The organism is Ruegeria sp. CDSC051, assembly GCF_059610665.1.
The window spans coordinates 278,344-301,286 of sequence record NZ_JBXWOC010000004.1 but is presented as its reverse complement, the minus strand read 5'-3'; the positions used below and the strand labels follow the sequence as shown (position 1 = coordinate 301,286).

General features: G+C 58.2%; 27 protein-coding genes. 14 read left to right on the top strand and 13 right to left on the bottom strand.

Going from position 1 to position 22,943, the window contains the following annotated elements:
- Together AC2FH0_RS12075 and AC2FH0_RS12070 are read left to right on the top strand one after the other, a co-directional pair.
- Positions 1 to 1,809, top strand: coding sequence for a tetratricopeptide repeat protein (locus tag AC2FH0_RS12075; RefSeq protein ID WP_496789420.1), 1,809 nt, complete (start codon positions 1 to 3; stop codon positions 1,807 to 1,809).
- The gene (locus tag AC2FH0_RS12070) at positions 1,799 to 2,620 is read left to right on the top strand and encodes a 4-(cytidine 5'-diphospho)-2-C-methyl-D-erythritol kinase (RefSeq protein ID WP_496691819.1); all 822 of its coding nucleotides are present in this window, start codon (positions 1,799 to 1,801) and stop codon (positions 2,618 to 2,620) included. The genes AC2FH0_RS12075 and AC2FH0_RS12070 overlap by 11 nt, the downstream gene beginning before the upstream one ends.
- Here AC2FH0_RS12070 and AC2FH0_RS12065 read toward each other — a convergent pair.
- On the bottom strand, positions 2,613 to 3,611 hold the full coding sequence (locus AC2FH0_RS12065; protein WP_496709219.1) for a polyprenyl synthetase family protein: 999 nt from the start codon (positions 3,609 to 3,611) through the stop codon (positions 2,613 to 2,615). The two genes, AC2FH0_RS12070 and AC2FH0_RS12065, sit on opposite strands and share 8 nt — an antisense overlap.
- 56 nt (positions 3,612 to 3,667) lie before the next feature.
- On the opposite strand from AC2FH0_RS12065, the gene AC2FH0_RS12060 reads away from it, so the two are divergent.
- The 3 genes from AC2FH0_RS12060 (at position 3,668) to AC2FH0_RS12050 (ending at position 4,939) form a co-directional block, all read left to right on the top strand.
- Positions 3,668 to 3,883, top strand: a complete 216-nt coding sequence (locus tag AC2FH0_RS12060) for a putative signal transducing protein (protein ID WP_496676622.1) — start codon at positions 3,668 to 3,670, stop codon at positions 3,881 to 3,883.
- A complete protein-coding gene (locus AC2FH0_RS12055) occupies positions 3,880 to 4,653 on the top strand; it encodes a tRNA1(Val) (adenine(37)-N6)-methyltransferase (RefSeq protein ID WP_496709218.1) in 774 nt (257 codons plus the stop codon). Before AC2FH0_RS12060 ends, AC2FH0_RS12055 begins: the two co-directional genes overlap by 4 nt.
- Before the next feature lie 121 nt (positions 4,654 to 4,774).
- Complete coding sequence (locus AC2FH0_RS12050; RefSeq protein ID WP_142635414.1) at positions 4,775 to 4,939, top strand: YdcH family protein; 165 nt, start codon at positions 4,775 to 4,777, stop codon at positions 4,937 to 4,939.
- On the opposite strand, the gene yddG is transcribed toward AC2FH0_RS12050, so the two are convergent.
- From yddG to AC2FH0_RS11995, 11 genes are all read right to left on the bottom strand, one after another.
- On the bottom strand, positions 4,936 to 5,802 hold the full coding sequence (yddG, locus tag AC2FH0_RS12045) for an aromatic amino acid exporter YddG (RefSeq protein ID WP_496709217.1): 867 nt from the start codon (positions 5,800 to 5,802) through the stop codon (positions 4,936 to 4,938). The genes AC2FH0_RS12050 and yddG overlap by 4 nt on opposite strands.
- Positions 5,799 to 6,746: a transcriptional regulator GcvA gene (locus AC2FH0_RS12040; protein WP_496709216.1), complete on the bottom strand. Its 948-nt coding sequence runs from the start codon at positions 6,744 to 6,746 to the stop codon at positions 5,799 to 5,801. The genes yddG and AC2FH0_RS12040 overlap by 4 nt, the downstream gene beginning before the upstream one ends.
- A 301-nt stretch (positions 6,747 to 7,047) precedes the next feature.
- Entirely contained in the window at positions 7,048 to 7,770 is a 723-nt protein-coding gene (gene phbB, locus AC2FH0_RS12035) for an acetoacetyl-CoA reductase (protein WP_271948478.1), read from the bottom strand.
- A 113-nt stretch (positions 7,771 to 7,883) separates the two neighbouring features.
- Positions 7,884 to 8,270 (bottom strand): hypothetical protein, encoded by a 387-nt coding sequence (locus tag AC2FH0_RS12030; protein WP_496789419.1) that lies wholly within the window; start codon positions 8,268 to 8,270, stop codon positions 7,884 to 7,886.
- A 7-nt stretch (positions 8,271 to 8,277) separates the two neighbouring features.
- Positions 8,278 to 9,453: an acetyl-CoA C-acetyltransferase gene (locus AC2FH0_RS12025; protein ID WP_496709214.1), complete on the bottom strand. Its 1,176-nt coding sequence runs from the start codon at positions 9,451 to 9,453 to the stop codon at positions 8,278 to 8,280.
- Positions 9,454 to 9,632: 179 nt separating this feature from the next.
- The gene (locus AC2FH0_RS12020; protein ID WP_496789417.1) at positions 9,633 to 10,466 is read right to left on the bottom strand and encodes an EAL domain-containing protein; all 834 of its coding nucleotides are present in this window, start codon (positions 10,464 to 10,466) and stop codon (positions 9,633 to 9,635) included.
- 84 nt (positions 10,467 to 10,550) lie between these two features.
- The gene (locus tag AC2FH0_RS12015; RefSeq protein ID WP_496691815.1) at positions 10,551 to 10,739 is read right to left on the bottom strand and encodes a hypothetical protein; all 189 of its coding nucleotides are present in this window, start codon (positions 10,737 to 10,739) and stop codon (positions 10,551 to 10,553) included.
- A gap of 88 nt (positions 10,740 to 10,827) precedes the next feature.
- Complete coding sequence (locus tag AC2FH0_RS12010) at positions 10,828 to 11,799, bottom strand: sterol desaturase family protein (RefSeq protein ID WP_496789416.1); 972 nt, start codon at positions 11,797 to 11,799, stop codon at positions 10,828 to 10,830.
- Complete coding sequence (locus AC2FH0_RS12005; protein WP_271948467.1) at positions 11,796 to 12,182, bottom strand: hypothetical protein; 387 nt, start codon at positions 12,180 to 12,182, stop codon at positions 11,796 to 11,798. Before AC2FH0_RS12005 ends, AC2FH0_RS12010 begins: the two co-directional genes overlap by 4 nt.
- A 117-nt stretch (positions 12,183 to 12,299) precedes the next feature.
- The gene (locus AC2FH0_RS12000; RefSeq protein ID WP_496709211.1) at positions 12,300 to 12,665 is read right to left on the bottom strand and encodes a hypothetical protein; all 366 of its coding nucleotides are present in this window, start codon (positions 12,663 to 12,665) and stop codon (positions 12,300 to 12,302) included.
- Positions 12,666 to 12,731: 66 nt separating this feature from the next.
- On the bottom strand, positions 12,732 to 13,298 hold the full coding sequence (locus AC2FH0_RS11995; protein WP_271948463.1) for a TlpA disulfide reductase family protein: 567 nt from the start codon (positions 13,296 to 13,298) through the stop codon (positions 12,732 to 12,734).
- Between the two features lie 21 nt (positions 13,299 to 13,319).
- On the opposite strand from AC2FH0_RS11995, the gene argH reads away from it, so the two are divergent.
- From argH to AC2FH0_RS11970, 5 genes are all read left to right on the top strand, one after another.
- Positions 13,320 to 14,708, top strand: a complete 1,389-nt coding sequence (gene argH / locus AC2FH0_RS11990; protein WP_496709210.1) for an argininosuccinate lyase — start codon at positions 13,320 to 13,322, stop codon at positions 14,706 to 14,708.
- Entirely contained in the window at positions 14,708 to 14,890 is a 183-nt protein-coding gene (locus AC2FH0_RS11985) for an argininosuccinate lyase (RefSeq protein ID WP_496691811.1), read from the top strand. Before argH ends, AC2FH0_RS11985 begins: the two co-directional genes overlap by 1 nt.
- 82 nt (positions 14,891 to 14,972) lie before the next feature.
- Positions 14,973 to 15,128 (top strand): hypothetical protein, encoded by a 156-nt coding sequence (locus tag AC2FH0_RS11980; RefSeq protein WP_496706195.1) that lies wholly within the window; start codon positions 14,973 to 14,975, stop codon positions 15,126 to 15,128.
- A gap of 65 nt (positions 15,129 to 15,193) precedes the next feature.
- On the top strand, positions 15,194 to 16,459 hold the full coding sequence (gene lysA, locus AC2FH0_RS11975) for a diaminopimelate decarboxylase (RefSeq protein ID WP_496789415.1): 1,266 nt from the start codon (positions 15,194 to 15,196) through the stop codon (positions 16,457 to 16,459).
- A 37-nt stretch (positions 16,460 to 16,496) separates the two neighbouring features.
- Positions 16,497 to 19,034 carry a TIGR02302 family protein gene (locus tag AC2FH0_RS11970; RefSeq protein WP_496750594.1) on the top strand — a complete coding sequence of 846 codons (2,538 nt, stop codon included), beginning with the start codon at positions 16,497 to 16,499 and terminating at the stop codon, positions 19,032 to 19,034.
- Here AC2FH0_RS11970 and AC2FH0_RS11965 read toward each other — a convergent pair whose 3' ends face one another.
- Positions 19,035 to 19,769, bottom strand: coding sequence for a zinc-ribbon domain-containing protein (locus AC2FH0_RS11965; protein ID WP_496691808.1), 735 nt, complete (start codon positions 19,767 to 19,769; stop codon positions 19,035 to 19,037).
- Positions 19,770 to 19,951: 182 nt separating this feature from the next.
- On the opposite strand from AC2FH0_RS11965, the gene AC2FH0_RS11960 reads away from it, so the two are divergent.
- The 4 genes from AC2FH0_RS11960 to AC2FH0_RS11945 are packed head-to-tail and all read left to right on the top strand — an operon-like array spanning position 19,952 to position 22,860.
- Positions 19,952 to 20,629 (top strand): cell division ATP-binding protein FtsE, encoded by a 678-nt coding sequence (locus tag AC2FH0_RS11960; RefSeq protein WP_142635446.1) that lies wholly within the window; start codon positions 19,952 to 19,954, stop codon positions 20,627 to 20,629.
- Positions 20,626 to 21,528: a cell division protein FtsX gene (locus AC2FH0_RS11955; protein WP_281995228.1), complete on the top strand. Its 903-nt coding sequence runs from the start codon at positions 20,626 to 20,628 to the stop codon at positions 21,526 to 21,528. The genes AC2FH0_RS11960 and AC2FH0_RS11955 overlap by 4 nt, the downstream gene beginning before the upstream one ends.
- On the top strand, positions 21,528 to 22,268 hold the full coding sequence (locus AC2FH0_RS11950; RefSeq protein ID WP_142635450.1) for a lysophospholipid acyltransferase family protein: 741 nt from the start codon (positions 21,528 to 21,530) through the stop codon (positions 22,266 to 22,268). The genes AC2FH0_RS11955 and AC2FH0_RS11950 overlap by 1 nt, the downstream gene beginning before the upstream one ends.
- Positions 22,255 to 22,860, top strand: a complete 606-nt coding sequence (locus tag AC2FH0_RS11945) for a pyridoxamine 5'-phosphate oxidase family protein (RefSeq protein WP_271948452.1) — start codon at positions 22,255 to 22,257, stop codon at positions 22,858 to 22,860. The genes AC2FH0_RS11950 and AC2FH0_RS11945 overlap by 14 nt, the downstream gene beginning before the upstream one ends.
- Positions 22,861 to 22,943 lie beyond the last annotated feature (83 nt).

The following is a 22,943-nucleotide window of genomic DNA, read 5'->3' as shown; positions in this document are numbered from 1 at the left end:
ATGGGCAATGGCGGCGTCGTGAAGGCTCTGCCATTGCCTCTTTCTGGTCAAAGCCCTAGCTTATTGCGCAACCGGCAATCGCAAGGCAGGAATTTGGTGACTTTTCTCATTCGTCGCACAGCGCTAGCTGTGCTGTTTACCACGTCATTCGCCATTCAGGCTTATGCCGACACTGGGTTCGGTGCGTATCTTGCCGGGCGTCAGGCGATTTTTCAGGACGACTATACGGCGGCTGAGAAATATTTTGCGCAAGCATTGCGCGCAGATCCTCAAAATGACCGGTTGCTGGAGAATGTCGTCGTTGCGCGCTTGTCGCTGGGCGAGGTTAAGCGCGCTTTGCCGATTGCCCAAACCATCGAAGAGTTAGGCCTGCCCAACCAGCCCGCGAAAATGGCGATTGCCGCTAATCTGGTGGCTGAAGGCAAGCTGGATGAACTGCTTGCCCGCGACCCCGAAACGCAAGGCGTCGGGCCGCTGGTTGACGGGTTAATATTGGGCTGGGCCCATATGGGCCAGGGCGCGATGACCAGCGCGCTGGAGCAGTTTGATCAAGTTGCAGCGCAGGAAGGCCTGCGCGAGTTCGCGCTTTACCACAAAGCTTTGGCACTGGCCTCGGTCGGAGACTTTGAAGGCGCCGAGGCAGTCTTTGCTGCCGATAATGGTGTTGTGGCGCGATTTACCCGCCGCGCAGCGCTGGCACGGACCGAGGTTCTGTCGCAGCTGGACCGCAATGAGGATGCGCTGCAGTTTCTGGATGACGTGTTCGAGTCGGGCTCTGATCCCTCGATTGAAGGGTACGAAGCGCGTCTGAGCGCTGGCGAAACGCTGCCCTTTACTCATGTCCGCACATCGCAGGACGGTATCGCAGAAGTGTTCTTTTCTGTGGGAGCCGCGCTCAGCAGTGAGGCGGCTGAGAATTACGTCTTGCTTTATGCGCAGGTCGCAGCCTTTCTGCGCCCGGATCACGTGGACGCAATCTTGTTGAGTGCCGAACTTTTGGACGAGTTGGAGCAATACGATCTTGCCGTCGAAGCGTATCGCAAAGTGCCCACGAGCAGCAGTGACTATCACGCTGCTGAACTGGGCCGGGCCGAGGTGCTTGTCACGGCAGGCAAAACCGATGCGGCGGAAGAAGTCTTGCAGACCCTTGCGACGCAGAGACCGGATCTGCCAAGTGTTCACGTGGCGCTGGCTGATTTGCAAAGACGTGAAGAAAACTATGCTGCGGCTGCCGAAACCTATAGCACAGCGATTGAATTGATTGATGCTGATGGTGGCGGCAACTGGTTCCTGCACTACGCCCGTGGTATCTCGTACGAGCGACTAAAGCAGTGGGACAATGCTGAGGCCGATTTCCGCCGTGCGCTAGAACTTAACCCCGACCAACCGCAGGTCCTGAATTATCTGGGTTATTCGCTTGTAGAACGGCGCGAAAATCTGGACGAAGCGCTTGGCATGATCGAACGCGCCGTCGCCGCGCGCCCTGGTAGCGGCTATATCGTCGACAGCTTGGGATGGGTTCTGTTTCGACTGGGCCGCTATGAAGAGGCGGTCGAGCATATGGAGCGTGCCGTCGAGCTGATGCCGGTAGACCCAGTGGTGAATGATCACCTGGGTGACGTTTACTGGGCCGTGGGCCGCGCACGCGAAGCCGAGTTCCAGTGGAAGCGGGCATTGTCTTTCATTGACCTCGAAGACGCTGATGGTGAGGCCGACCCCGAGCGTATTCGTCGCAAGATCGAGGTCGGGCTGGACGAGGTTCTGATCGAAGAAGGTGCCGCGCCGCTGAAGGTCGCCAATGAAGGCTAAGGCTTTCGCGCCCGCCAAGATCAACCTTACCTTGCACGTCACCGGCCAGCGCGTGGACGGCTATCACCTGTTGGATTCGCTCGTGGTGTTTGCCGATCTGGGCGATACGCTGCATTTCACCGCAGGTGAGGCGCTGTCGATCTCTGTCACCGGCGAACATGCGGCGGGTGTGCCAAGCGATAGTCGCAATCTGGTGTGGAAAGCCGCCGAGGCTGCAGGCTGGACTGGGCATATTGACCTGAACAAAGTGCTGCCGCATGGGGGCGGGATCGGCGGCGGTTCTTCCGATGCCGCCGCAACCTTGCGGATGATAGAAGATGAGGGTGGGCACGTCCCGCCAGAAACAGCACTGCGCCTGGGTGCGGATGTCCCTGCCTGCTTGGCAGCCAGATCAAGCCGTATGCGCGGGATCGGAGAGTGTCTGAACCCGGTCACCCTCCCACATCTACCAGCCTTGCTGGTCAACCCGGGTGTAGAGGTTCCAACGCCTGCGATATTCGCGGCTTTGGAATGCAGGGAAAACCCGCCCATGGCAGAGGATATCCCGGTATTTGAGGGGCCTCAGGATTGTGCCGAATGGCTGGGGAAACAGCGAAACGACCTGGAAGGTCCAACCACATTGCTGGCCCCCGAAGTCGCGCAGGTGCTGGATGCGCTGAGCGATACAAAAGCGGCGTTGTTGGCGCGCATGTCGGGGTCAGGATCGACCTGTTTCGCGCTGTATCCGACGATGAAAGCTGCCCATTTCGCCGCCTATGAGATTGGAGCAGCCCATCCCGACTGGTGGTGCCGTGCGGTTCAGCTTAACTAAGGCGCGCGACAACGAAGTCTGCCAAATCGCTCAGCAGGGTGCGGATCTCATGGTCGGGCAGGATGCCTAGCGACGCCTTAGCCTTGTTGGCCCAGCCAAGCGCATCTTTTCGCGTCGCCGCAAGCGTGCCGTATTTGCCCATAAGGCCAAGAGCGGTTTCGAGATCACCGCTTTCCTGACGACCCTTACCGATGGTGCGCTGCCAGAAGGCGCGTTCTTCGGGGGTGGCCTGCGCCACCGCCTTGATCACTGGCAGCGTCAGCTTACGCTCGCGAAAGTCGTCGCCGACATTCTTGCCGGTCGCTTTGCTGTCACCCTGATAATCCAGCAGGTCATCAGCGATCTGGAAGGCAATCCCCAGCGCATCGCCATAATCGAAGAGCGCCTTGACCTGGGCCTCTGACGCTTGGGCGATGACCCCGCCCACCTCGGTTGCGGCTGAGAACAAGGCTGCGGTCTTGCCGCGCACAACCTGAAGATAGATGGCCTCATCCGTGCCCAGATCGGTTGCAGCAGTCATCTGTAGCACTTCGCCCTCGGCGATTGTTGCAGACGCATTGGCAAGGATGTCCAGAACCCTAAGAGACCCGGTCTCGACCATAAGCTGGAAGCTGCGTGAGAACAGGTAATCCCCAACCAGAACGCTGGATTTGTTGTCCCAAAGCAGATTCGCTGTTGGCCGTCCGCGCCTTTGTGCGCTTTCGTCGACAACATCGTCATGCAACAGGGTCGCGGTGTGGATGAACTCAACCGTTGCCGCCAGACGCAAATGATGGTCCCCGGCATAGTCGAACAGCCGCGCCGCGGCCAGTGTCAGCATCGGACGCAGGCGCTTGCCACCCGCTTCGACCAAATGTGCGGTGACTTCGGGAATGCGGGGCGCGTGTTCTGAGGCCATGCGCGTGCGTATCAGGTCATTGACCGCGTCCATTTCACCCGAAAGAATCTCGGCCAGCCGCTCATGCGGTTTTGAGACTGTGCTGATGTTCATCACACTCCTGATACAAGGCTCGACTTCCGCCTCACCTTGCCCTTACATCCATCCCCATGAAAGAACTTTTGCGCAGCACTGATCCGACGATCCTGGCCTTTGCATCCGCCCTACTTCAGGGCGAGGATATAGACTGCTTTCAGATGGACGTAAATATGAGCATCCTAGAAGGCGGCATCGGTATTTTCCCGCGTCGCCTTATGGTGCGGGCAGATGATTTGATCCGCGCTGAACGGGTGATGCGCGACAACGAGATCCCGCTGGGCCGATGACGCAATTCACTGACCCAGAGCTAAGTTTGAACGACTTTCTGAATGGGCGCGTTCGGCTTTGGCAGCCCCTGTCCGGCTATCGCGCCGGGGTCGATCCTGTGTTGCTGGCGGCAGCGGTACCGGCCAAGGCTGGGCAATCCGTGCTGGAGCTGGGATGTGGCGCTGGTGCCGCCATCTTGTGCCTGATGGCGCGCGTGCCGGGATTGAACGCCACGGGTGTTGAGCTGCAATCGCCCTATGCCGATCTGGCCACCCGCAACGCGGATCAGAATGCGCAGGCGCTGACAGTGGTGCAGGCCGATCTGAGCAAACTGCCCGCTGAACTGAAACAACAGCAGTTCGATCATGTGATTGCGAATCCGCCCTATTACTTGGCCGGTGCCCACAGCCCTGCGGCGGACTCGGGTCGCGGAATTGCCTTGGGCGAGGATACACCGTTGCGCGATTGGTTCGATTGTGCGGCAAAGCGCCTTGCACCGCGGGGCTATCTGCACATGATCCAAAAGGCCGATCGGTTGCCAGACATGCTGTCAGCCTGTGCGGGGCGGCTTGGCTCAGTCGAGGTTCTGCCTCTGGCCGCGCGGGCTGGTCGGAAGGCTCAATTGATGATCCTTAGGGCCAGAAAAGGCGGTCGGACTGCGTTTCAACTGCATGCCCCGCTGATTTTGCACAAGGGTGTGCGCCACGAAAAAGACGGCGAAAGCTATACCTCTCAGATATCGTCCGTTTTGCGCGACGCTGCTGCGCTGAACGGGTTTTCGGATCAATAGGCGCCAACCAGCCGAATTTGTCAGATTTATTATAGAATCTGTGCGTCTGCAGCGTGACAGGCTGGAAACGATGTGCTCAACTTCCTACGTTATTCAGAGACACCAATGAAGGAGTATCGCCATGAGCGTGAGCGCACATCTGACGGAACTGAAGAAGAAGCACGAAACTCTCGGTCTCGAAGTAGAACAAGCCCAGCGCGCGCCAGGCATCGACGATCTCCATATCGCTCAACTCAAGAAACAGAAGCTAAGGCTTAAGGAAGAGATAGAGCGACTTTCCAGTTAACTTTTAAGGCTGGCGCGCGCGGCTATGGCCGCGCCGCCGGTGACCAGGATGGCTGCGATTGCCAGACCCCAGGATGGGGCTGCGATCCCGGCAACCACCAAAACGACGGTAGACAACAGGGGCGCTGCATAAGACGCGGTGCCAAGAATCTGAATGTCGCCTTGTTTGACCCCGATGTCCCAGACATAGAACGCCAGACCAACAGGCCCCAGCCCAAGTGCCGCGATCGAAGCCCAGCCAAAGGCCGTGCCCGGCCAAACGGTTTCTTCGATGGCTAGATGCAGACCACCCGAGGCGATGGCGGTAAAGATGCAGAACACAGCGACAGAGCTTGTGGGCGTATCCCCAAGACGACGGGACATAACGGAATAGCCCGACCAGGTCAGAGCACACAGCAGCGCCAGCCCGTAACCGGGTAGGTGGCTGGCCTGAAATCCTGCGCCACCACCCCTGGCGATGATCACAGCGGCCCCAGCAAAGCCCAGGCAGGCTCCGATCAGGTGCCCTGCACGCAGATGCTCGCCCGGTAGCAAACCTGAGAACAGCACAATCAACAGGGGCCAGAGATAGGCAATCAGCCCGGCCTCGGCTGCAGGGGCCATGCGCAGGGCCGAGAAGTAGAGTGCGTGATAGCCAAACAACCCGATGGTGCCAAACAGATAGGTGGTCCAACGCACGGACCGCAACTGCCCCAGCCCGCCATTGGCCCAGGCCCAGACCAGCCCCAGCGTACCCCCGATCGAGAAGCAGATCGTATTCAGCAACAGCGCAGGAACCGGTGCTGAACCGACGGTGAACAGGGCCAGAAGGGACCAGAGTAAAACGGCGACAAAACCGATAGTAGTGGCGCGGTTTCGGGTCATGCGGCTGACAGGTCCTCGACTGGAATGATGTCGAACTCATCGGATATATGTGCGGTCTTTTCAATCTCGGCCAGAAACCAATCCCGAAACGCCGCAATCTGAGGGCGGTTCTCGGCCCCCGAGAGGCACAGGAAGCGAAAGCGCCCCTTTGTTTCGATGGCGGTCTTGAAAGGTGCGACCAGCGTGCCTTCGGTCAGATCTTTCAGGATCATGGCCCGGCGGCCAAGCGCGACGCCAACGCCCGCAACAGCCGCGTCAATTGCGTGATCGGCGTTCGAAAACTCGGCACCATGGGTCGGGGTATGTGCGATGCCCACGGCCCTGAACCAGGCGGGCCAATCACTGGGTGGGGTCAGAAAGCGGATCGAGGCGTCATGGATCAACGGTGCATCCCGCAGGCTTTCCGGCGTGGTGAACTGGCGGGCGAGCTCGGGCGTCATGACCGGCGTCAGCCATTCCCGGCGCACTGGCACGGAATACAGCCCCTTATCCGCACCTTCGCCAAATCGGATGGCCACATCCACATCATCCCGTTCAAGGTCGATGATGCGTAACGTGGCCGAGAATTTCAGATCTATTTCGGGATGTGCGCGGGCAAATTCGTACAGGCGGGGCGCCAGCCATTTGGCCGTCAGGGCAGGGCCCGCTGTGACGGTCAGGCTAGTGTCGTCACCCTGTCTGCTCACGGCGCGCCATGCGGCTTGTAACGTGGCAAATCCATCCGCGGCGCCCGGGGCCAGGGTGCGCCCAGCCTCTGTCAGCTCCACCGCGCGGTTCAGGCGGTGAAACAGAGGGTGGCCCAAATGCTCCTCAAGGGATTTGATCTGAAAGGACAGGGCCGCAGGCGTTACATGCAGCTCTGCCGCGGCTTTGGCAAAAGACATGTGCCGGGCGGCGGCATCAAAGGCACGCAAAGCGGTCAAGGGCGGCAGGTAGTCGCTCATAGTATAGAAATTCTTAACTGAATGTTCAAAAAAGCTCGTTTGCGGCTTTGCCAACTAGAGTTCATATTGCTCATAAGTCAAGGAAAACTGTTTTGAACTGAGAGGCTGCCATGATTGAGATGACAACAAATCCAGCTGCACAATCGGCGATTCTGCGCGCGCATGAGGCGCGGGGCAAAGCGGTTCTGAATGTGTTGAAGTGGATTTTCGGTTCCCGCTGATCGCAGCGCGCGCGGTCTTACGGGATAAAAGAAGGGCCGGTTCTGCTTAGAACCGGCCCGCTTGCATTTTGGCAGCCAACTTAGGCGAAGAACTGAGCACCATTGGCCGAGATGGTCGATCCGTTGATGAATTGCGAGTCTTCAGAGGCCAGGAAAGCAACGCAGCGTGCGATCTCTTCCGGTTCGCCCAGTCGGCCCGCCGGAATCTGGCTGATAATGGAATCACGAACCTTCTCGGGGACAGCCATGACCATTTCGGTTGCGATATAGCCAGGGCAGATAGCGTTGGCGGTGATGCCCGCGCGCGCGCCTTCCTGCGCCAGCGACTTCACGATTCCCAGATCACCCGCCTTGGTTGCGGCATAGTTCACCTGAGCGAACTGACCCTTTTGACCGTTGATCGAGCTGATGACGATGACACGGCCAAACTTGCGCTCACGCATGCCAGGCCAAACCGGGTGAACGGTGTTGAATACGCCGGTCAGGTTGGTGTCGATCACCTGATGCCACTGCTCGGGTGTCATTTTGTGGAATGGGGCGTCCTTGGTGATGCCGGCATTGGCAACAACGATGTCGATCGGGCCAATCTCGGCTTCGACCTTTTCGATGCCCGCTTTGGATTCGTCATAATCCGCAACGTTCCATTTGTAGGTGGCGATTCCGGTCTCGTCGGTGAAATTCGCGGCGGCTTCGTCGTTCCCCGCGTAGGTGGCTGCAACATTGTACCCTTCGGCCTTAAGCGCCTTGGAAATTGCTGCGCCAATGCCGCGGGAACCGCCGGTGACGAGTGCTGTTCGTGCCATTTAGGAATCCTCCAATTTAAGTCGTCTTGGTAATGCTGTTACTATTCCGAACCAACCAGCGCAACAATATTGCGCAGGCAAGTTGCCGCAGCGCTGGGGTTTTTGGTTTCGCCTCAGGGTAGTGTGAGGCCACGATCTTTACCCAATGCACGGCAATAGTCGATCCAGTCCTTATTTTCGTTCAGCAGAGCCAAATTGCCAAAGCGAACGTGCCATGTCTCGGACAATCGAACCTGCGCGGACTGGATGTGTTTGTAGGGGTTCTTAATGCCTTCCATTGCGGCCTGATCACGAGCTTCCACAACGAATAACGCCGCGCTGGCAAGCGCGGCGTCTGTGGTTGTTTGGTCCTTGTTCCGGCGTGCTCTCAGCTCGGCCAGCTCTGTAAAGATGATGCTGCACTCCGTCAGGCTGGTCGAAAGCGGTTGACGGTTCTGTGCGTCTGCGACCCCTGCTAAGCAAATCACAAGGGCCGAAATAAGAGTGGGCCGAGAAGGCATTGTTAGATCAGTCGCGCTCGACACATAGGGCAACGCCCATGCCGCCACCGATGCACAGAGTCGCCAGACCTTTTTTCGCGTCCCGCCGCTTCATTTCGAACAACAGAGTGTTCAGAACGCGGCAGCCCGAAGCGCCGATCGGGTGACCGATGGCAATGGCGCCGCCATTGACGTTCACGATGGACGGGTCCCAGCCCATGTCTTTGTTCACGGCACAAGCTTGTGCGGCAAAGGCTTCGTTGGCTTCGATCAGATCCAGATCGTCAACCGACCAGCCCGCCTTTTCCAGCGCCTTGCGCGAGGCATAGATCGGGCCGACGCCCATAATCGACGGGTCCAGACCAGCGGTAGCATAAGATGCAATCCGCGCCAGAGGCTCAATCCCGCGCTTTTCGGCATTTGCCGCCGACATCAGCAGGGTCGCAGCCGCGCCGTCGTTCAGGCCCGAGGCATTGGCGGCGGTGACCGATCCGTCTTTAGCAAAAGCCGGGCGCAGTTTGGCCATGGCTTCCATGGTTGCGCCGTAGCGGATGTATTCGTCTTTGTCCATCACGATGTCACCCTTGCGGGTCTTGATGGTAAAGGGGGTGATCTCATCGGCGAATTTGCCTGCCTTCTGCGCAGCTTCGGCCTTGTTCTGGCTTGCGACGGCGAATTCATCCTGCATATCGCGGCTGATCTGCCACTTTTCAGCAACGTTTTCGGCGGTTTGACCCATGTGATACCCGTTGAACGCATCCCACAGTCCATCGCGGATCATTGTGTCGATATACTTCATGTCGCCCATCTTTTGGCCGGCGCGCAGAGCGGCGGCATGGGGCGACAGGGTCATGTTCTCTTGCCCGCCAGCAGCGACGATATCAGCATCGCCCAGTTGGATATGCTGTGCGCCCAGTGCCACGGCGCGCAGGCCGGATCCGCAGACCTGGTTGATGCCCCAGGCCGCGCTTTCCTGCGGCAGACCGGCGTTGATATGCGCCTGACGCGCCGGGTTCTGACCCTGGGCTGCGGTCAGAACCTGACCCAAAATTGTCTCGCTGACTTCGCCTTTTTCGATTCCGGCGCGTTCGACTACGGCTTCAAGAACGGCTGTGCCCAAATCATGGGCTGCGGTGTTCGCAAACGAACCACCAAAGCTGCCGACGCCTGTACGTGCGGCGGATGCGATAACTACATTGGTCATTATGATCAGTCCTTTACCGACATGGTCCGGCGGAATGTCTGACGGCGCAGGTCGAGAGGTTCCCCCCGCAACAAGAGCGCCCCGTAATCCCCCGCTCAAGTATCACTGCAATAGCGCAATGCTGCATTTGCAGCAACGGGCAGCTTGTCTCAGGACCCAAGGTCCCTGGTTTTTTGGGGTTAACCCACCGATTTCTGTTCGTTTTCCGTTTTCCAGGGCGCAGAAACCGTAGGTGCGCCGAACAGAAATCCTTGCAGACAATCGACACCATTGGCCACCAAAAACTCAGCATCCGCTTTGGTTTCGACCGATTCGGCCGTGACCAGAATCTCAAATTCCCTTGCAACTGCGATCAGGGCACGAACCAGCGCCTGATTATCAGGGTTTTCACTGATGCCGCGGATGAACTGGCCATCAATCTTGGCGGCATCAAAAAGAAACTCACGGAAATGGCGGAAGCAGAAATTGCTGGCACCAAAATCATCCAGCGCAAATGCAACGCCACGTGGTTGCAACCGGTCCATGAAATCGACCACGAGTTCCGGCACGGTCATGGCCGAACTTTCGGATATTTCAAGGATCAGCCTTTCACCGATACTGGCGTCTTTTTTCATGAACCGGTCAAGAACGCGCGACCAACGTCCATATCCGATCGACCGTGCGGACATATTGATCGACATGCGGATGTCTGGGGTGCGCGCCAATGTGCGCATGCCCATCTCAAGCGCGATGCAGTCCAATTCGCGGCCAATCGGGGTGTTTTCAAGCTGAGGCATAAATTCGCGTGCCGGGATGACACGACCGGTTTCATCCAGCACCCGGATGAAGCCTTCGTAGAAGGCGATACCATGTGGCGCGTTAGCCTGCATGACCGGTTGAAAGGCCAGTTTGCACTGTTTGTGTTTGACAGCATCCGTAGCCATCTGGATCGTTGAGTTGTCGCGCGACAACACAGCCGCGTTTAACGGGCTGTCTGATCCTTCGGGTAAATCTGCCAGTTTCCTGTCCCGCATGATCGAAATCGCTTCCCTACCGTCGTCGGTCAGGATCCAATTTCAGGGCAAAGATGTGAATCTGCGGTTAATGGAAATGAAAATTCAGCGGGCTGCGTCCAGAACACGTCCCAGAGATCTAGCGGCACCAATAACTGCGCCCGTAAATCCCAGCACCATCATGGCCAGTCCAAACGCGATCAGCGTTGCGGTCCCGGCGGCCAGTGCTGTCAGCATTGCGAGAAGCAAGCCTATCAGTCCTAAAACTGTGGAAAATGTTGTCCAACGGGTCATGATAATCTCCGGTCACTCGTAATGCACATCGTTTGGATATGTGCAGGCTGAGCTAATTTTCAAGAAAATCAGCACGTGACCGGCGGATTCAAGCTTGTTTTGCTTCGGATTTGTGCGTTTCGGTCTCAAAATGCTCAAATCCGGGCGTCCCTCGATCCCTGGGGTTGCGCGAGATATGCTTGGCTTTGATCTGCTCCGAGCTATCCCGGCTGCCGTCATGGCTGTAACCGGGTGGGGCAAAGCAATAGGCCAACCGCTGGCGCAAAGTTAGCCCCGATTGCGTGGCATCCTGCCAGATTCCGACCCATTCGTGAAAGGCGACGCGCAACGGGTTGAAGGTTCCGATATTGTGAACCAACCCATAGTCGACCTTGTCATCGACCTGCTCTGGCACAAAGGTGCCGAACATCTTGTCCCAGATGATGAACACGCCGGCATAGTTGCAATCCAGATAGCGCGCGTTGCGGCCATGATGGGCGCGGTGGTGGCTGGGGGTGTTCATAACCGCCTCGAACCAGCGGGGCATCTTGCCGATGGCCTCGGTGTGAATCCAGAACTGATAGATCAGGTTCAGACCGCCGACAAACAGAACCATTGCCGGATGAAACCCCAGCAGGATCAGCGGCGCGCGCACGACCATCATGAAGGTGAATGTATAAGTCCAGGTCTGACGCAACGCCGTGGTCAGGTTGTAATGCTGAGAGCTATGATGGTTCACATGGCTGGCCCAGACCCAACGGATGCGATGCCCGAACCGATGCACCCAATAGTAACGCAAATCGTCCAGCAAAAAGCACAGGATAATCACCGGGATCGAGGTGCCCAGGTTCAGCGGAGTAATCTGCCACAACCACATAAAGAACCCGTAGGCGATGAAACCGAGCAGAAACCCCGAGGCAATATTGCCCGCGCCCATGATCAGCGAGGTGACCGCATCCCGCGTTTCATAGCGCCCGCCCCGGCCTTTGAAAGCGATCCAGACGAACTCGGCCAGAATTGCGGCGATAAAGAACGGGACTGCCCATTGCACGGCATCGGGAAAGGAAATCTGGTCGGTCATGCGGGCTCCATCAAGTGTCGCCAGTGGGCGCGTTCGATGTCATCGAGGTGGATGCGGGTTGAGGGGGTTCCGAAATCATGAAACTGAACTTCGAATCCGTCCGGATGCTCGATCCAGTCATAATCCTGCAGGTGGCGGGCCACGGTATCCGCGCCGAACGACCACAAAAGGCCAGAACCGGTTGTGGTTCGGATCAGCGCGGAACGTTGGTCATGCGCTACGGTTACATCTGCGATCACGTCATCGGGGAAATGGCGCGACCATTGCGCACGGGCCAGATCAGGCGTCAGGGCGAACTGCCGCGAACGGCCCGTCAGATGCAGCAGAATAGTAATTCCGCCGATCCCCCCAACGACCAGAACCAACAATATCTCCAGCGGCATGACTTCCTCCTGACCCACAAACTGCAAAGCGGAGGCTTGGCTGTCAAAGGTGGCGTCGCGTAAGCTGAAATTCGACCTGAAGCACCGGTTGGGGATCACGCTACCCGTGCAAAGAGGTCAGTTGGTAATCGTATAGGTGCCCCCGGAATCACCCTTGCCCTTGTTGCGGGTAAAGGTCACCTGGTTCCCTTCTATCGTTACTTTCTGGCAATCCTGCGGGATCTGATTTCCGCCAACAACAAGCGTTCGGCACCAAAACCTTTTGTTCCAGGCCCATGCGCCCGAGAATATGACCTTGTCGCTGGTTTGCCCGGAAATCTTCCCGTCGGGTGAAATAAGCACCCAGGTGCCGCCATCCACCAGTTTCTTACCGGCGACAGCATTCAGAAAATCTTGTTCTTTCTTGATGTCTTTGGCCTCGGCGACCAATGCCGAGCCCAAAATCAGACAGGCAGCAATGGCCAGAGTGAATACGTTCTTCATAAAGAAAGCCTCCTCGTTACATCGACGGGGAGGCTATCATAAATTCAGGACTTCAGGAAAACGACCTTAACTTTCTTCCGCTACCAGTGCCGCAATGATCGCCTTGGCACTGTCTGAATTCCACTCGGCATCCCCGATCAGGCGGGCGACTTCATTGCCATCGGGGTCAAGAATGACCGTGATTGGCAGGGCAATGACACCGAACTCACGTGCCACGGCCGAGCCCGGATCTTGATGGCGCGGTAGGTTCTCGATGTTGTTTTCCTCGAAAAACTTCTTGATCCCCGCGGGTGAGTTGCGCCCGGTGGCCAATGTCAGGACTTCGAATTTGTCACCCCCGAATTCCGCCTGCAACTCGGCGATCTGAGGCATTTCCTTGCGGCACGGTGCGCACCATGTGGCCCAAAAGTTCAGCAGGACGTATTTGCCCTGATAGTCGGCAAGCGTTGCGGTGCCACCGTCATCTTCCAACTGAAATTCGACCAAGGTGTGCGGTTTGGGCTCTTTGTGCAGGATCAACCGCTTCAGGGTGCCTTCGCGCAGCGGACCCAGAGTTTCCGCATCTGTGGCCAAAGCCGCGTTTGCACCTAGCGCAAGGGCCATATAAAGGGGGATCAGACGAAATAGGCGCATATCAACTCCGGGTTTTCTTACATGACCGATCAATCTTCGAACCAGATGTGGGGCGGCCGCTTTGCCGCCGGTCCAGACGCGATCATGGAGGCAATCAATGCCTCGATCGGGTTCGATCAGCGGATGGCAGCCCAGGACATTGCAGGCTCGCGCGCCCATGCCGCCATGTTGGCTGCCACGGGCGTTATTACTGATAGTGATGCTGAAGCTATTCGGGAAGGGCTGCTCACCGTATTGTCAGAAATCCAGAACGGCGCGTTTCAGTTCTCGACAGCTCTGGAAGACATCCACATGAACGTCGAGGCGCGCCTGAAAGAGATCATTGGCGAACCTGCGGGCCGTTTGCACACAGGCCGGTCGCGCAATGACCAGGTGGCGACCGATTTCAAATTGTGGGTGCGTGATCAGTTCGATGCCGCCGATGCCGGTCTGCTGGCCCTAATCCGCGCGCTTTTGGCGCAGGCAGAGGCCGGGGCGGACTGGGTCATGCCGGGCTTTACCCATCTGCAAACCGCCCAGCCTGTGACCTGGGGTCATCACATGATGGCTTATGTCGAAATGTTCGGGCGTGATCTGTCCCGCGTCCGCGATGCCCGCGCGCGGATGAACGAATCCCCACTGGGGGCTGCCGCGCTGGCTGGAACCTCGTTCCCTATTGATCGGGTCATGACCGCCGAGGCGCTGGGCTTTGACCGTCCCGCTGCCAATTCGCTGGACGCCGTCAGTGACCGCGATTTTGCGCTGGAATTTCTGTCAACTGCTTCGATCTGTGCAATGCACCTGTCGCGCTTTGCCGAAGAACTGGTGATCTGGTCTTCTGCCCAGTTCCGCTTTGTCACCCTGTCTGACCGTTTTTCGACTGGCTCGTCTATCATGCCGCAAAAGAAGAACCCGGATGCGGCAGAACTGATCCGTGCCAAGGTCGGGCGCATTTATGGCGCCAACACCGCGCTGATGATGGTGATGAAGGGCTTGCCGCTGGCCTATTCCAAGGACATGCAGGAAGACAAGGAACAGGTTTTTGACGCTGCCGATAACTGGATGCTGGCGCTGGCAGCGATGGAAGGCATGGTCAAGGATATGACCGCCAACCGCGAAAGCCTGGCTGCGGCTGCAGGGTCGGGTTTTTCGACCGCGACTGATCTGGCCGACTGGCTGGTGCGCGTTCTGGGCCTGCCGTTCCGCGATGCCCATCACGTCACCGGATCGCTGGTTGCGATGGCCGAGAGCAAGGGCTGCGATCTGCCGGACCTGACGCTTGCGGATATGCAAACAGTGCATGCGGAGATCACCGATGACGTCTTTTCTGTCCTTACGGTGCAAAATTCGGTAAACTCGCGCCAGTCTTACGGCGGCACGGCACCGGATCAGGTGCGGGCTCAGGTCAAGCGATGGAAGGCGTTGGTGTAATGCGAATTCTGACTGCGGCTCTGTTGGTGCTGGCAGGGGTAACCCTGGCCGGATGCGGTGCGGATGGCGAACCGATCCAACCAACGATGAGCGCCAATATCGGCGTCGGCACCAGCGGCGCCTATGTCGGGGGCGGCGTTGGCCTGCAACGCGGCCCCCTGAGCGTTTTTCTCGGGCGGTAGTGTTTCCCGAGTTGCAGTTTCAGCACTCAGTTCCCATTTCAGACCGATCAATGGCGCTCGGCCGTAAACCTTGGAAAAAGAAATGAATATGAAGATTTTAGGCCTGTTCTTTGGCTTCGCCATTCTTGCGGCTTGCGACCCATCCTATAAACCGCGACCCGATCCCGAACCCCAATCCGGCGGATCTGGAATTTCGATATCCGGTTATGGGCGGGTCGGCGTTTCGCATATTGAATGACGCGACACCCCTGTTTGCGTAGAATCCATTGATCCGCCGGGGCATTTTGGTCTAAGCGCGTCTTTATGGATCACTTTCTTTACCGCGACGGCGCGCTTTACGCCGAGGATGTCCCGATCTCCGAAATCGCAGCTGCGGTTGGGACACCCTTTTACGTCTATTCGACGGCGACGCTGCTGCGTCATTTCCAGCTGTTCGATGAGGCGTTGGACGGGACCGACCACCTCGTATGTTATGCGATGAAGGCCGCCAGCAATCAGGCGATCCTGAAGACGCTGGCCGAGGCAGGCGCGGGGATGGACGTTGTTTCGGGTGGGGAATACCTGCGGGCCAAAGCTGCCGGAGTGCCCGGCGATAAGATCGTGTTTTCGGGCGTAGGCAAAACAGCCGAAGAAATTCGCACCGCTCTGACCGGTGGCATTCGTCAGTTCAACGTGGAATCCGAACCCGAGATGGAGGTGATCAACGCCGTTGCGCTTGATTTGGGCGTCGTTGCTCCGATCACCGTTAGGGTAAATCCGGATGTGGACGCCAAGACCCATGCCAAAATCGCCACCGGAAAATCCGAGAATAAATTCGGCATTCCGATCGCCCGTGCGTCAGAAGTCTATGCCGACGCTGCCAGCCTGCCCGGGCTGGAGGTCATTGGCATCGACGTCCATATCGGCTCGCAACTGACCGAGCTGGAGCCTTTTGCATTGGCCTATCAGAAGGTTGCTGAGCTGACTGAGACGCTGCGCAATGAGGGTCACAATATTCGCCGCCTTGATCTGGGTGGGGGGCTGGGCATTCCCTATGCGCGCTCGAACGACGCGCCGCCGCTGCCTTTGGAATACGGTGCGCTGATCAAAGACACTCTGGGTCATCTGGGATGCGAAATCGAAATAGAGCCGGGCCGCCTGATTGCCGGTAATGCTGGTTTGATGGTCAGCAAAGTGATTTATGTGAAATCCGGCGAGGGCCGGGATTTCCTGATCCTCGACGGTGCCATGAACGACCTGATCCGCCCGGCCATGTACGAAGCCTATCACGATATCGTACCGGTGATCGAACCCGTGCCGGGCACGGAACAGCAACCCTATGATATCGTCGGTCCGGTTTGCGAAAGCGGCGATACATTTGCCAAGCAACGGCAGATGCCGCCACTGGGTGCTGGTGATCTGGTCGCCTTTCGCAGCGCAGGGGCCTATGGCGCGGTCATGTCCAGCGAATACAACACGCGGCCCCTGATACCTGAAGTTCTGGTGCACGGAGATCAATTTGCCGTAATTCGTGAACGTCCGAGCTTTGACGAAATCATAAACCGCGATACCATACCCGAGTGGCTCTGACGCAATAGACGCGCGGGCCGGTGAACGGAGGCCCGACTTGACCGCAAGAGAAACCTTGCCGATCCCCAGATTGTCTTTGCTGCTAACGCAGGTGGGGATGCTAAGCGAGCAGGTTTGGCGGTCTTTCTGGCCGTTTTTCTCAATTTCCATGGCGCTGTTGGCCGCGCTGATGCTCGGACTGCAGGACCATGTCGGGGTGGAAACCGTTTGGGTCGCGGGGTCGGCGGCGTTGTTTGGGCTGTTGGTTGCACTGATCCACGGCGCGCGGCGGTTCCGTATCCCGACACGAAACGAAGCGTTGATCCGGATGGATGAGACCCTGCCAGGGCGTCCTATCCAGGCTCTGATGGATGAACAGGCCATCGGCGCGATGGATGCTGATTCTGTGGCCCTGTGGCGGGCTCATCAGGCGCGTATGGCGGAACGTGCCGCACAGGCTGCGCCGGTAAAGCCCGATCTCCGACTGGCCGACCGCGACCCCTATGCTCTGCGGTTCATAGCTTTGCTGGCGCTGGTGATTGCAGTGCTTTTCGGCTCTTTCTGGCGCATAGGATCCGTGACAGAGATGACACCGGGTGCAGCCGTTGCCGGTCAGGGACCAAGTTGGGAAGGCTGGGTCGAGCCGCCACGCTATACCGGCTTGCCAACGCTCTATCTGGCGGATCAATCCGACCCGACACTTTCGGTCCCGCAAGGCAGCCGCATCACATTGCGATTCTACGGCGAGGTCGGTGCGCACAGCTTGACCGAAACCTCGACACCGCTGGGCACGGAAGCGGTCACCGACCCTGAACAGGAATTTGTTGTCGAACGTTCGGGCCAAATGACGATAGACGGGCCTTCCGGGCGCGATTGGGCGTTGGAAGTGATCGCAGATACGTCTCCGCAGATCACCGTGTCGGACGTTGCCAAATCCGAAGCAGGCGGCCAGATGAAACTGCCCTTTGCGGCCAAAGATGATTACGGTGTGATAACAGGCTCTGCCCTGATCGAACTGGATCTGGATGCAATTGATCGTCGCTATGGTCTGATGGCGATTCCAGAACCGCGTGAGGTGATCGAGGTTGAGTTACCGATGCCCATTACAGGCGACCGGGCCGATTTCACCGAGAATCTGATCGAGGATTTCTCACAACATCCCTGGGCGCATCTGCCAGTAAAGATCACTTTGATGGCGCGTGATGCTGCCGATCAGCAAGGGCAGTCTGAACCCTATACAACAGCACTTCCGGCGCGTCGGTTCTTTGATCCGCTGGCGGCTGCGATCGTTGAACAGCGGCGCGATCTGCTGTGGTCACGGGACAACGCGAAACGGGTATCTCAGATTCTGCGGGCGGTATCGTATCTGCCCGAGGACCTGTTCCGCTCGGATACGGCCTATTTACGCCTGCGGGTGACACTTCGGCGGCTTGAGACATTTACCGAATACGGGTTGAAGCCGACGCAGCAGGAAGAAATCGCGGCCTCACTATGGAAGCTGGCCGTATTGATCGAGGACGGTACGCTTGCCGACGCTCTTGAGCGGATGCGCCGGGCGCAGGAGCGCCTGACGGAGGCGATGCAGAACGGGGCAAGCGACGAAGAGATCGCTGAGCTGATGCAAGAGCTGCGCGAGGCCACCCAGGACTATCTGCAACAGTTACAGCGGTTGGCAGAGCAGAACGGCGAAGAAGGTCAGCAGGGGCAAGACGGAGAATCCTTGCAGATGACGCAGGATGATCTGCAACGGATGATGGATCGAATTCAGGATCTGATGGAGCAGGGCCGTATGGCCGAGGCGCAGCAGGCGCTGGAGGAATTCCAGCAGATGATGGAGAACATGCGCGTCACGCAAGGTCAGGGTCAAGGTCAGCAATCCGAAGGCCAACAGGCGATGGAGGGTTTGGCAGAGACATTGCGCGATCAACAGGGGCTGAGCGATCAGGCTTTCCGCGATCTGCAAGAGCAGTTCAATCCCGGTGCGCAGACTGGTGATAACCAGGGCAATCAGGGCCGCAATGGCGGTCAGGGCCGTGGTCAGAGCCACGAAGGCCAGGGCGGACAGGGGCAGGGTTCGGACCAGGCTGATGAAGGTCAGCAGGGTCAGGGTTCGCTGGCCGATCGTCAACAGGCCCTGCGCGATGAGCTGGGCCGCCAGCAACAAAACCTGCCCGGTGCCGGTACTCCGGAAGGCGAAGCCGCCCGTGATGCGCTTGGGCGCGCTGGCCGTGCCATGAATGAGGCTGAGCAGGCTCTGCGGAATGACGAGCTGGCTGATGCTATCGACAACCAGTCCGAAGCGATGGATGCGCTGCGGGAAGGGATGCGCTCGTTAGGTGAGGCCTTGGCCCAGAACCAGCAGAATCAACCAGGTCAAGGCAGCCAGGAAGGTGATATGCAGGCCAACAACCGCGATCCGCTGGGCCGCAACCCTGGGGCAAACGGGTCGATGTCAACCGATGAGAGCCTGCTGCAGGGTGAGGACGTTTATCGCCGTGCGCGCGAGTTGCTGGACGAAATTCGCCGCCGGACCGGTGAATCCGAACGTCCCGAGATTGAATTGGAATATCTCAAGCGCCTGCTTGAACGGTTCTGATCAGTTCTGGGAAGCGCCAGCCTGGGTATCCAGCCAAAGCCGGGCTTGATCCACCAAAGACACATAAGGTTTGAGAACTGCATCCGCCTGAGGAACAGCCTCACTGATTTGCGGAGCATTGCCGTAGATCAGGAACAGGATCACACCAAGTATCAAGATCAGAGCGAACCCACGCAGAAAGCCGCCGGATTTGGGGGGCGCAGGCGCTGATGCCTCAGGCGCATCTGCAGAGGCGTCGCCGCGGAATCCGGAATTGATCGTTTCGACATCGGGCAGGGCGTCACCTTGCCCGGAATCTTTAGCGGTTTCTGTAGCTGTCAGTTCCTTGACCGCCTGTTCGGGGTCTGGTTCCGGCTCGGAAGGTGGATCAAGAGCAAGATCAGGCTGGCTTTCAAGACTGCTGCCTTCCTGGGCCCGCAATTCGGCTTCGCGTGCGGCTTCTTCCTTCAGTATATCGGCGACCGAAGGATCCACATTGCTGACCGGCGCACCATCCTTTGGTGTGGCTTCGGGCTCGGGCTCGGTCTGGTCGGCGGTTTCTGGCTCCGCCGGTGGAACAGCCTTATCCTCGGCAGTCGTTTCATCTGCAGGTTGCTCAACGGTTGGATCCGCCGGATGTTTGGCCTGGAACCACGTTTTCTCGCAATTCGAACACTGAACATCGCGGCCTTCCTCTGGAATGACCTCGTCTGGCACCTCGTATTGGGCACTGCAGTTGGGACAAGTAAGACGCATGCTGCCTCCGGGCCGGGGGTTGGCCTGATAATAGTTTTTTTAAGAATGATATTCCGTTAGAACCAAACAGCAAAGCGCGTTTTCGGTTTCGCGGGCCAAGTGTCACCATTTGGACCCGGTACGGGCATTGAAACCTGAACCGCGCTGGGGCAAGAAGAGCGGCACAAAAATTGGGGGCCCCCGTGATCGAGCTGGACCATGTCAGCTACACCTATGGTGGAGGTGAATTGCTGAGCGACGTATCGCTTAAGCTTCAACCGGGGTCGTTTCATTTCCTGACCGGGCCGTCCGGTGCTGGCAAAACAACCCTGTTAAAGCTCTGCTATGGCGCATTGCTGCCCACATCGGGAAGGCTGAGCGTGTTCGATCAGGATATCGCCCGCCTTAACCGCGATCAGATGGCCCTGATGCGCCGCCGGATAGGTGTGGTGCATCAGGATTGCCGGTTTCTGGATCACATGACTTTGGCCGAGAATGTCGCTTTGCCGTTGATGGTATCCGGTAAGGCGGAAATTGCCGAGCAAACAGATCTGTCAGATCTGTTAAACTGGGTCGGGCTGGGTGCGCGTCTTGACGCGCTGCCACCAGAGCTGTCAGGCGGTGAACGCCAGCGTGCGGCGCTGGCCCGTGCGGTGATGCTGTCGCCGGATGTCGTGCTGGCCGATGAGCCGACGGGCAATGTGGATTGGGAAATGTCTCAGCGCCTTTTGCGCCTGCTGGTCGAGTTGAACAAGATGGGCAAGACAGTCTTGATTGCGACCCATGATCTTAGCCTGATCCGTGCGGCGAAAAGCCAGGTGCAGGCGCGTGTTTTGCGCATCTCGCAGCGCCAAATTCAACTGGCGGGGGCGGATCTATGAACGTGGAAACTTTCCGCAACCTGTTGAAACGTGATGGTCGTGCCGACCGAGTTGTTCCGCCCACTGGCTATACTGCACATCTCACACTGTTCGTGTCCGGTGCGATGGGCTTTCTTGCGGTGTTCGCGCTGGCTCTGTCATTGGCGTCGGGGCGAGTGGCAGACCGCTGGGCAAGCGAACTTGCCGGCGCTGCCACGGTGCGGATCAATGCCCCGGCCGACCAGATGGCCGCCCAGACTGAAACCGCGCTGACGGTGTTGTCGCAAACACCCGGTGTCGCCTCTGCCCGGGCGTTGACCATCGAGGAGCAGATTGCGCTGTTGTCGCCCTGGTTTGGCCCGGATTTGCCACTGGACACGCTGCCCGTGCCGCAGCTGATCGAAATTGTCGAAGGTGAGCCAGGTCTGGATGCAGCAGGATTGCGCCTGCGTCTTGGGGCCGAGGTGCCCGGAGCCGTTCTGGACGACCACTCGCGCTGGCGCGAACCTTTGGTTGATGCGGCCCGCTCGCTCCGGAGGCTTGGCTGGGTCTCAATCCTTCTGATTGGCGGAGCGACCGCCGCCATGATCACATTGGCGGCCAATGCGTCGCTGGCAGCCAACGCGCAGATTATCGAGGTGCTGCGTCTAGTCGGGGCCCGGGATCGATTTATTGCCAATGCGTTTGTTCGCCGCTTCACCTACCGCGCATTTTTTGGCGCGATGGTTGGTGTGCTGTTCGGAATGACAGGTGTGTTGTTGCTGCCCGAGGCATCGTCGGACGAGGGCGGCTTTCTGACGGGCCTGGGCTTTCAGGGGGCAGGGTGGCTGTTGCCAGCCCTCATCCCGGTACTGGGTGCTGCGGTGGCCTTTCTAGCCACATGGACTGCGGCAAACCGCAAATTGAAGGAGCTTTCGTAATGGCCACTCCAATTCAATGGATCCGCTCACTGGTCTTCATGATCGTGATCTACATGTGGATGCTGGTCCTTGGCCTCGTGTTTGCTCCTTACGCCATGTTTGCAAAGCGCGGAGCGTTACATGCATGCAAGACCTATGCGCGCACAACCATGTGGCTGGCGCGTTGGATGGTTGGTATTCGATGCGAAGTTCGCGGGACTGTGCCAGTGGACGAGGTGGTCATCGGGGCCAAACACCAGTCTTTCCTCGATATCATCATGATCTTTAGCGCGATTCCTCATGGCAAGTTCATTATGAAGCGCGAATTACTGTGGACGCCAGTCATTGGGCTTTACGCTAGCCGCCTGGGGTGCATCCCGGTCAATCGCGGCAAGAAGGGCGCTGCTGTGGCCAAGATGGTCCAGGATGTGGCAAAGGAATTTACAGAACCTGGCCAGTTGGTGATCTATCCGCAGGGCACCCGTGTCGCGCCAGGCGTTCACAAACCGTATAAGGTTGGAACTGCCGTCCTGTACGAAGGCTTGGGAATCCCTTGCGTACCTGTTGCAACAAATGCCGGAGTGTTCTGGCCCCGAAGCGGCGTGATGCGCAAACCCGGCCTTGCGATCGTCGACTTCCTTGATCCGATAGAACCCGGCGTCGAACGTGCGCGCTTTCTGGACCGATTGGAAGATGTGATCGAGACGCGCTCGAACGCATTGATGACAGAAGTGGGGTTTGATCCTGATGCAGTTCATTGACGATATCGAAACGCTCGAGGGACATTACGGCGCACCGGGCGCCCCATCATTGCGTAAAGTAGCGTACCGGTTGACGCCTATGTACCGGCAATGGGTCATGGCTTCGCGGCTATGCGTACTCAGTACGGTTGGGCCCGAAGGGGTCGATGGCAGCCCACGTGGCGATGATGGTTCGGTGGTTCTGGAACTGGATCCAAAGACATTGGCGATGCCCGACTGGCGCGGAAACAACCGGCTGGACAGCTTGCGCAATATCGTGCGCGATCCGCGTGTGTCCTTGATGTTCATGGTCCCAGGGTCGAACAATGTTGTGCGCGTCAACGGGTCGGCCCGACTGACAGCGGACCAAGACCTTCGAACCCGGTTCGAAAAACAAGGCAGGCTTCCGGCCACCGTGATCGTCATCGACATTACCGAGGTCTACACTCAGTGTGCCCGTGCGCTGATGCGTGCGCGGACTTGGAGCAGCGGGGACGAAGCCGCCATATTGCCGACAATGGGTGAAATCCTGGCCGAAGCGTCAGACGGCGAGGAAGGTGGCACGCAATATGATGAGGCCTGGGGGCAACGCGCCGCAAAAACGATGTGGTAGCCTGTTTACTTATCAAGGTTTGGTCAAAGAATCGTCACACGGGTAGGTAAGTAGAGAACCGTGAGGCAAATACAGGTTACAGG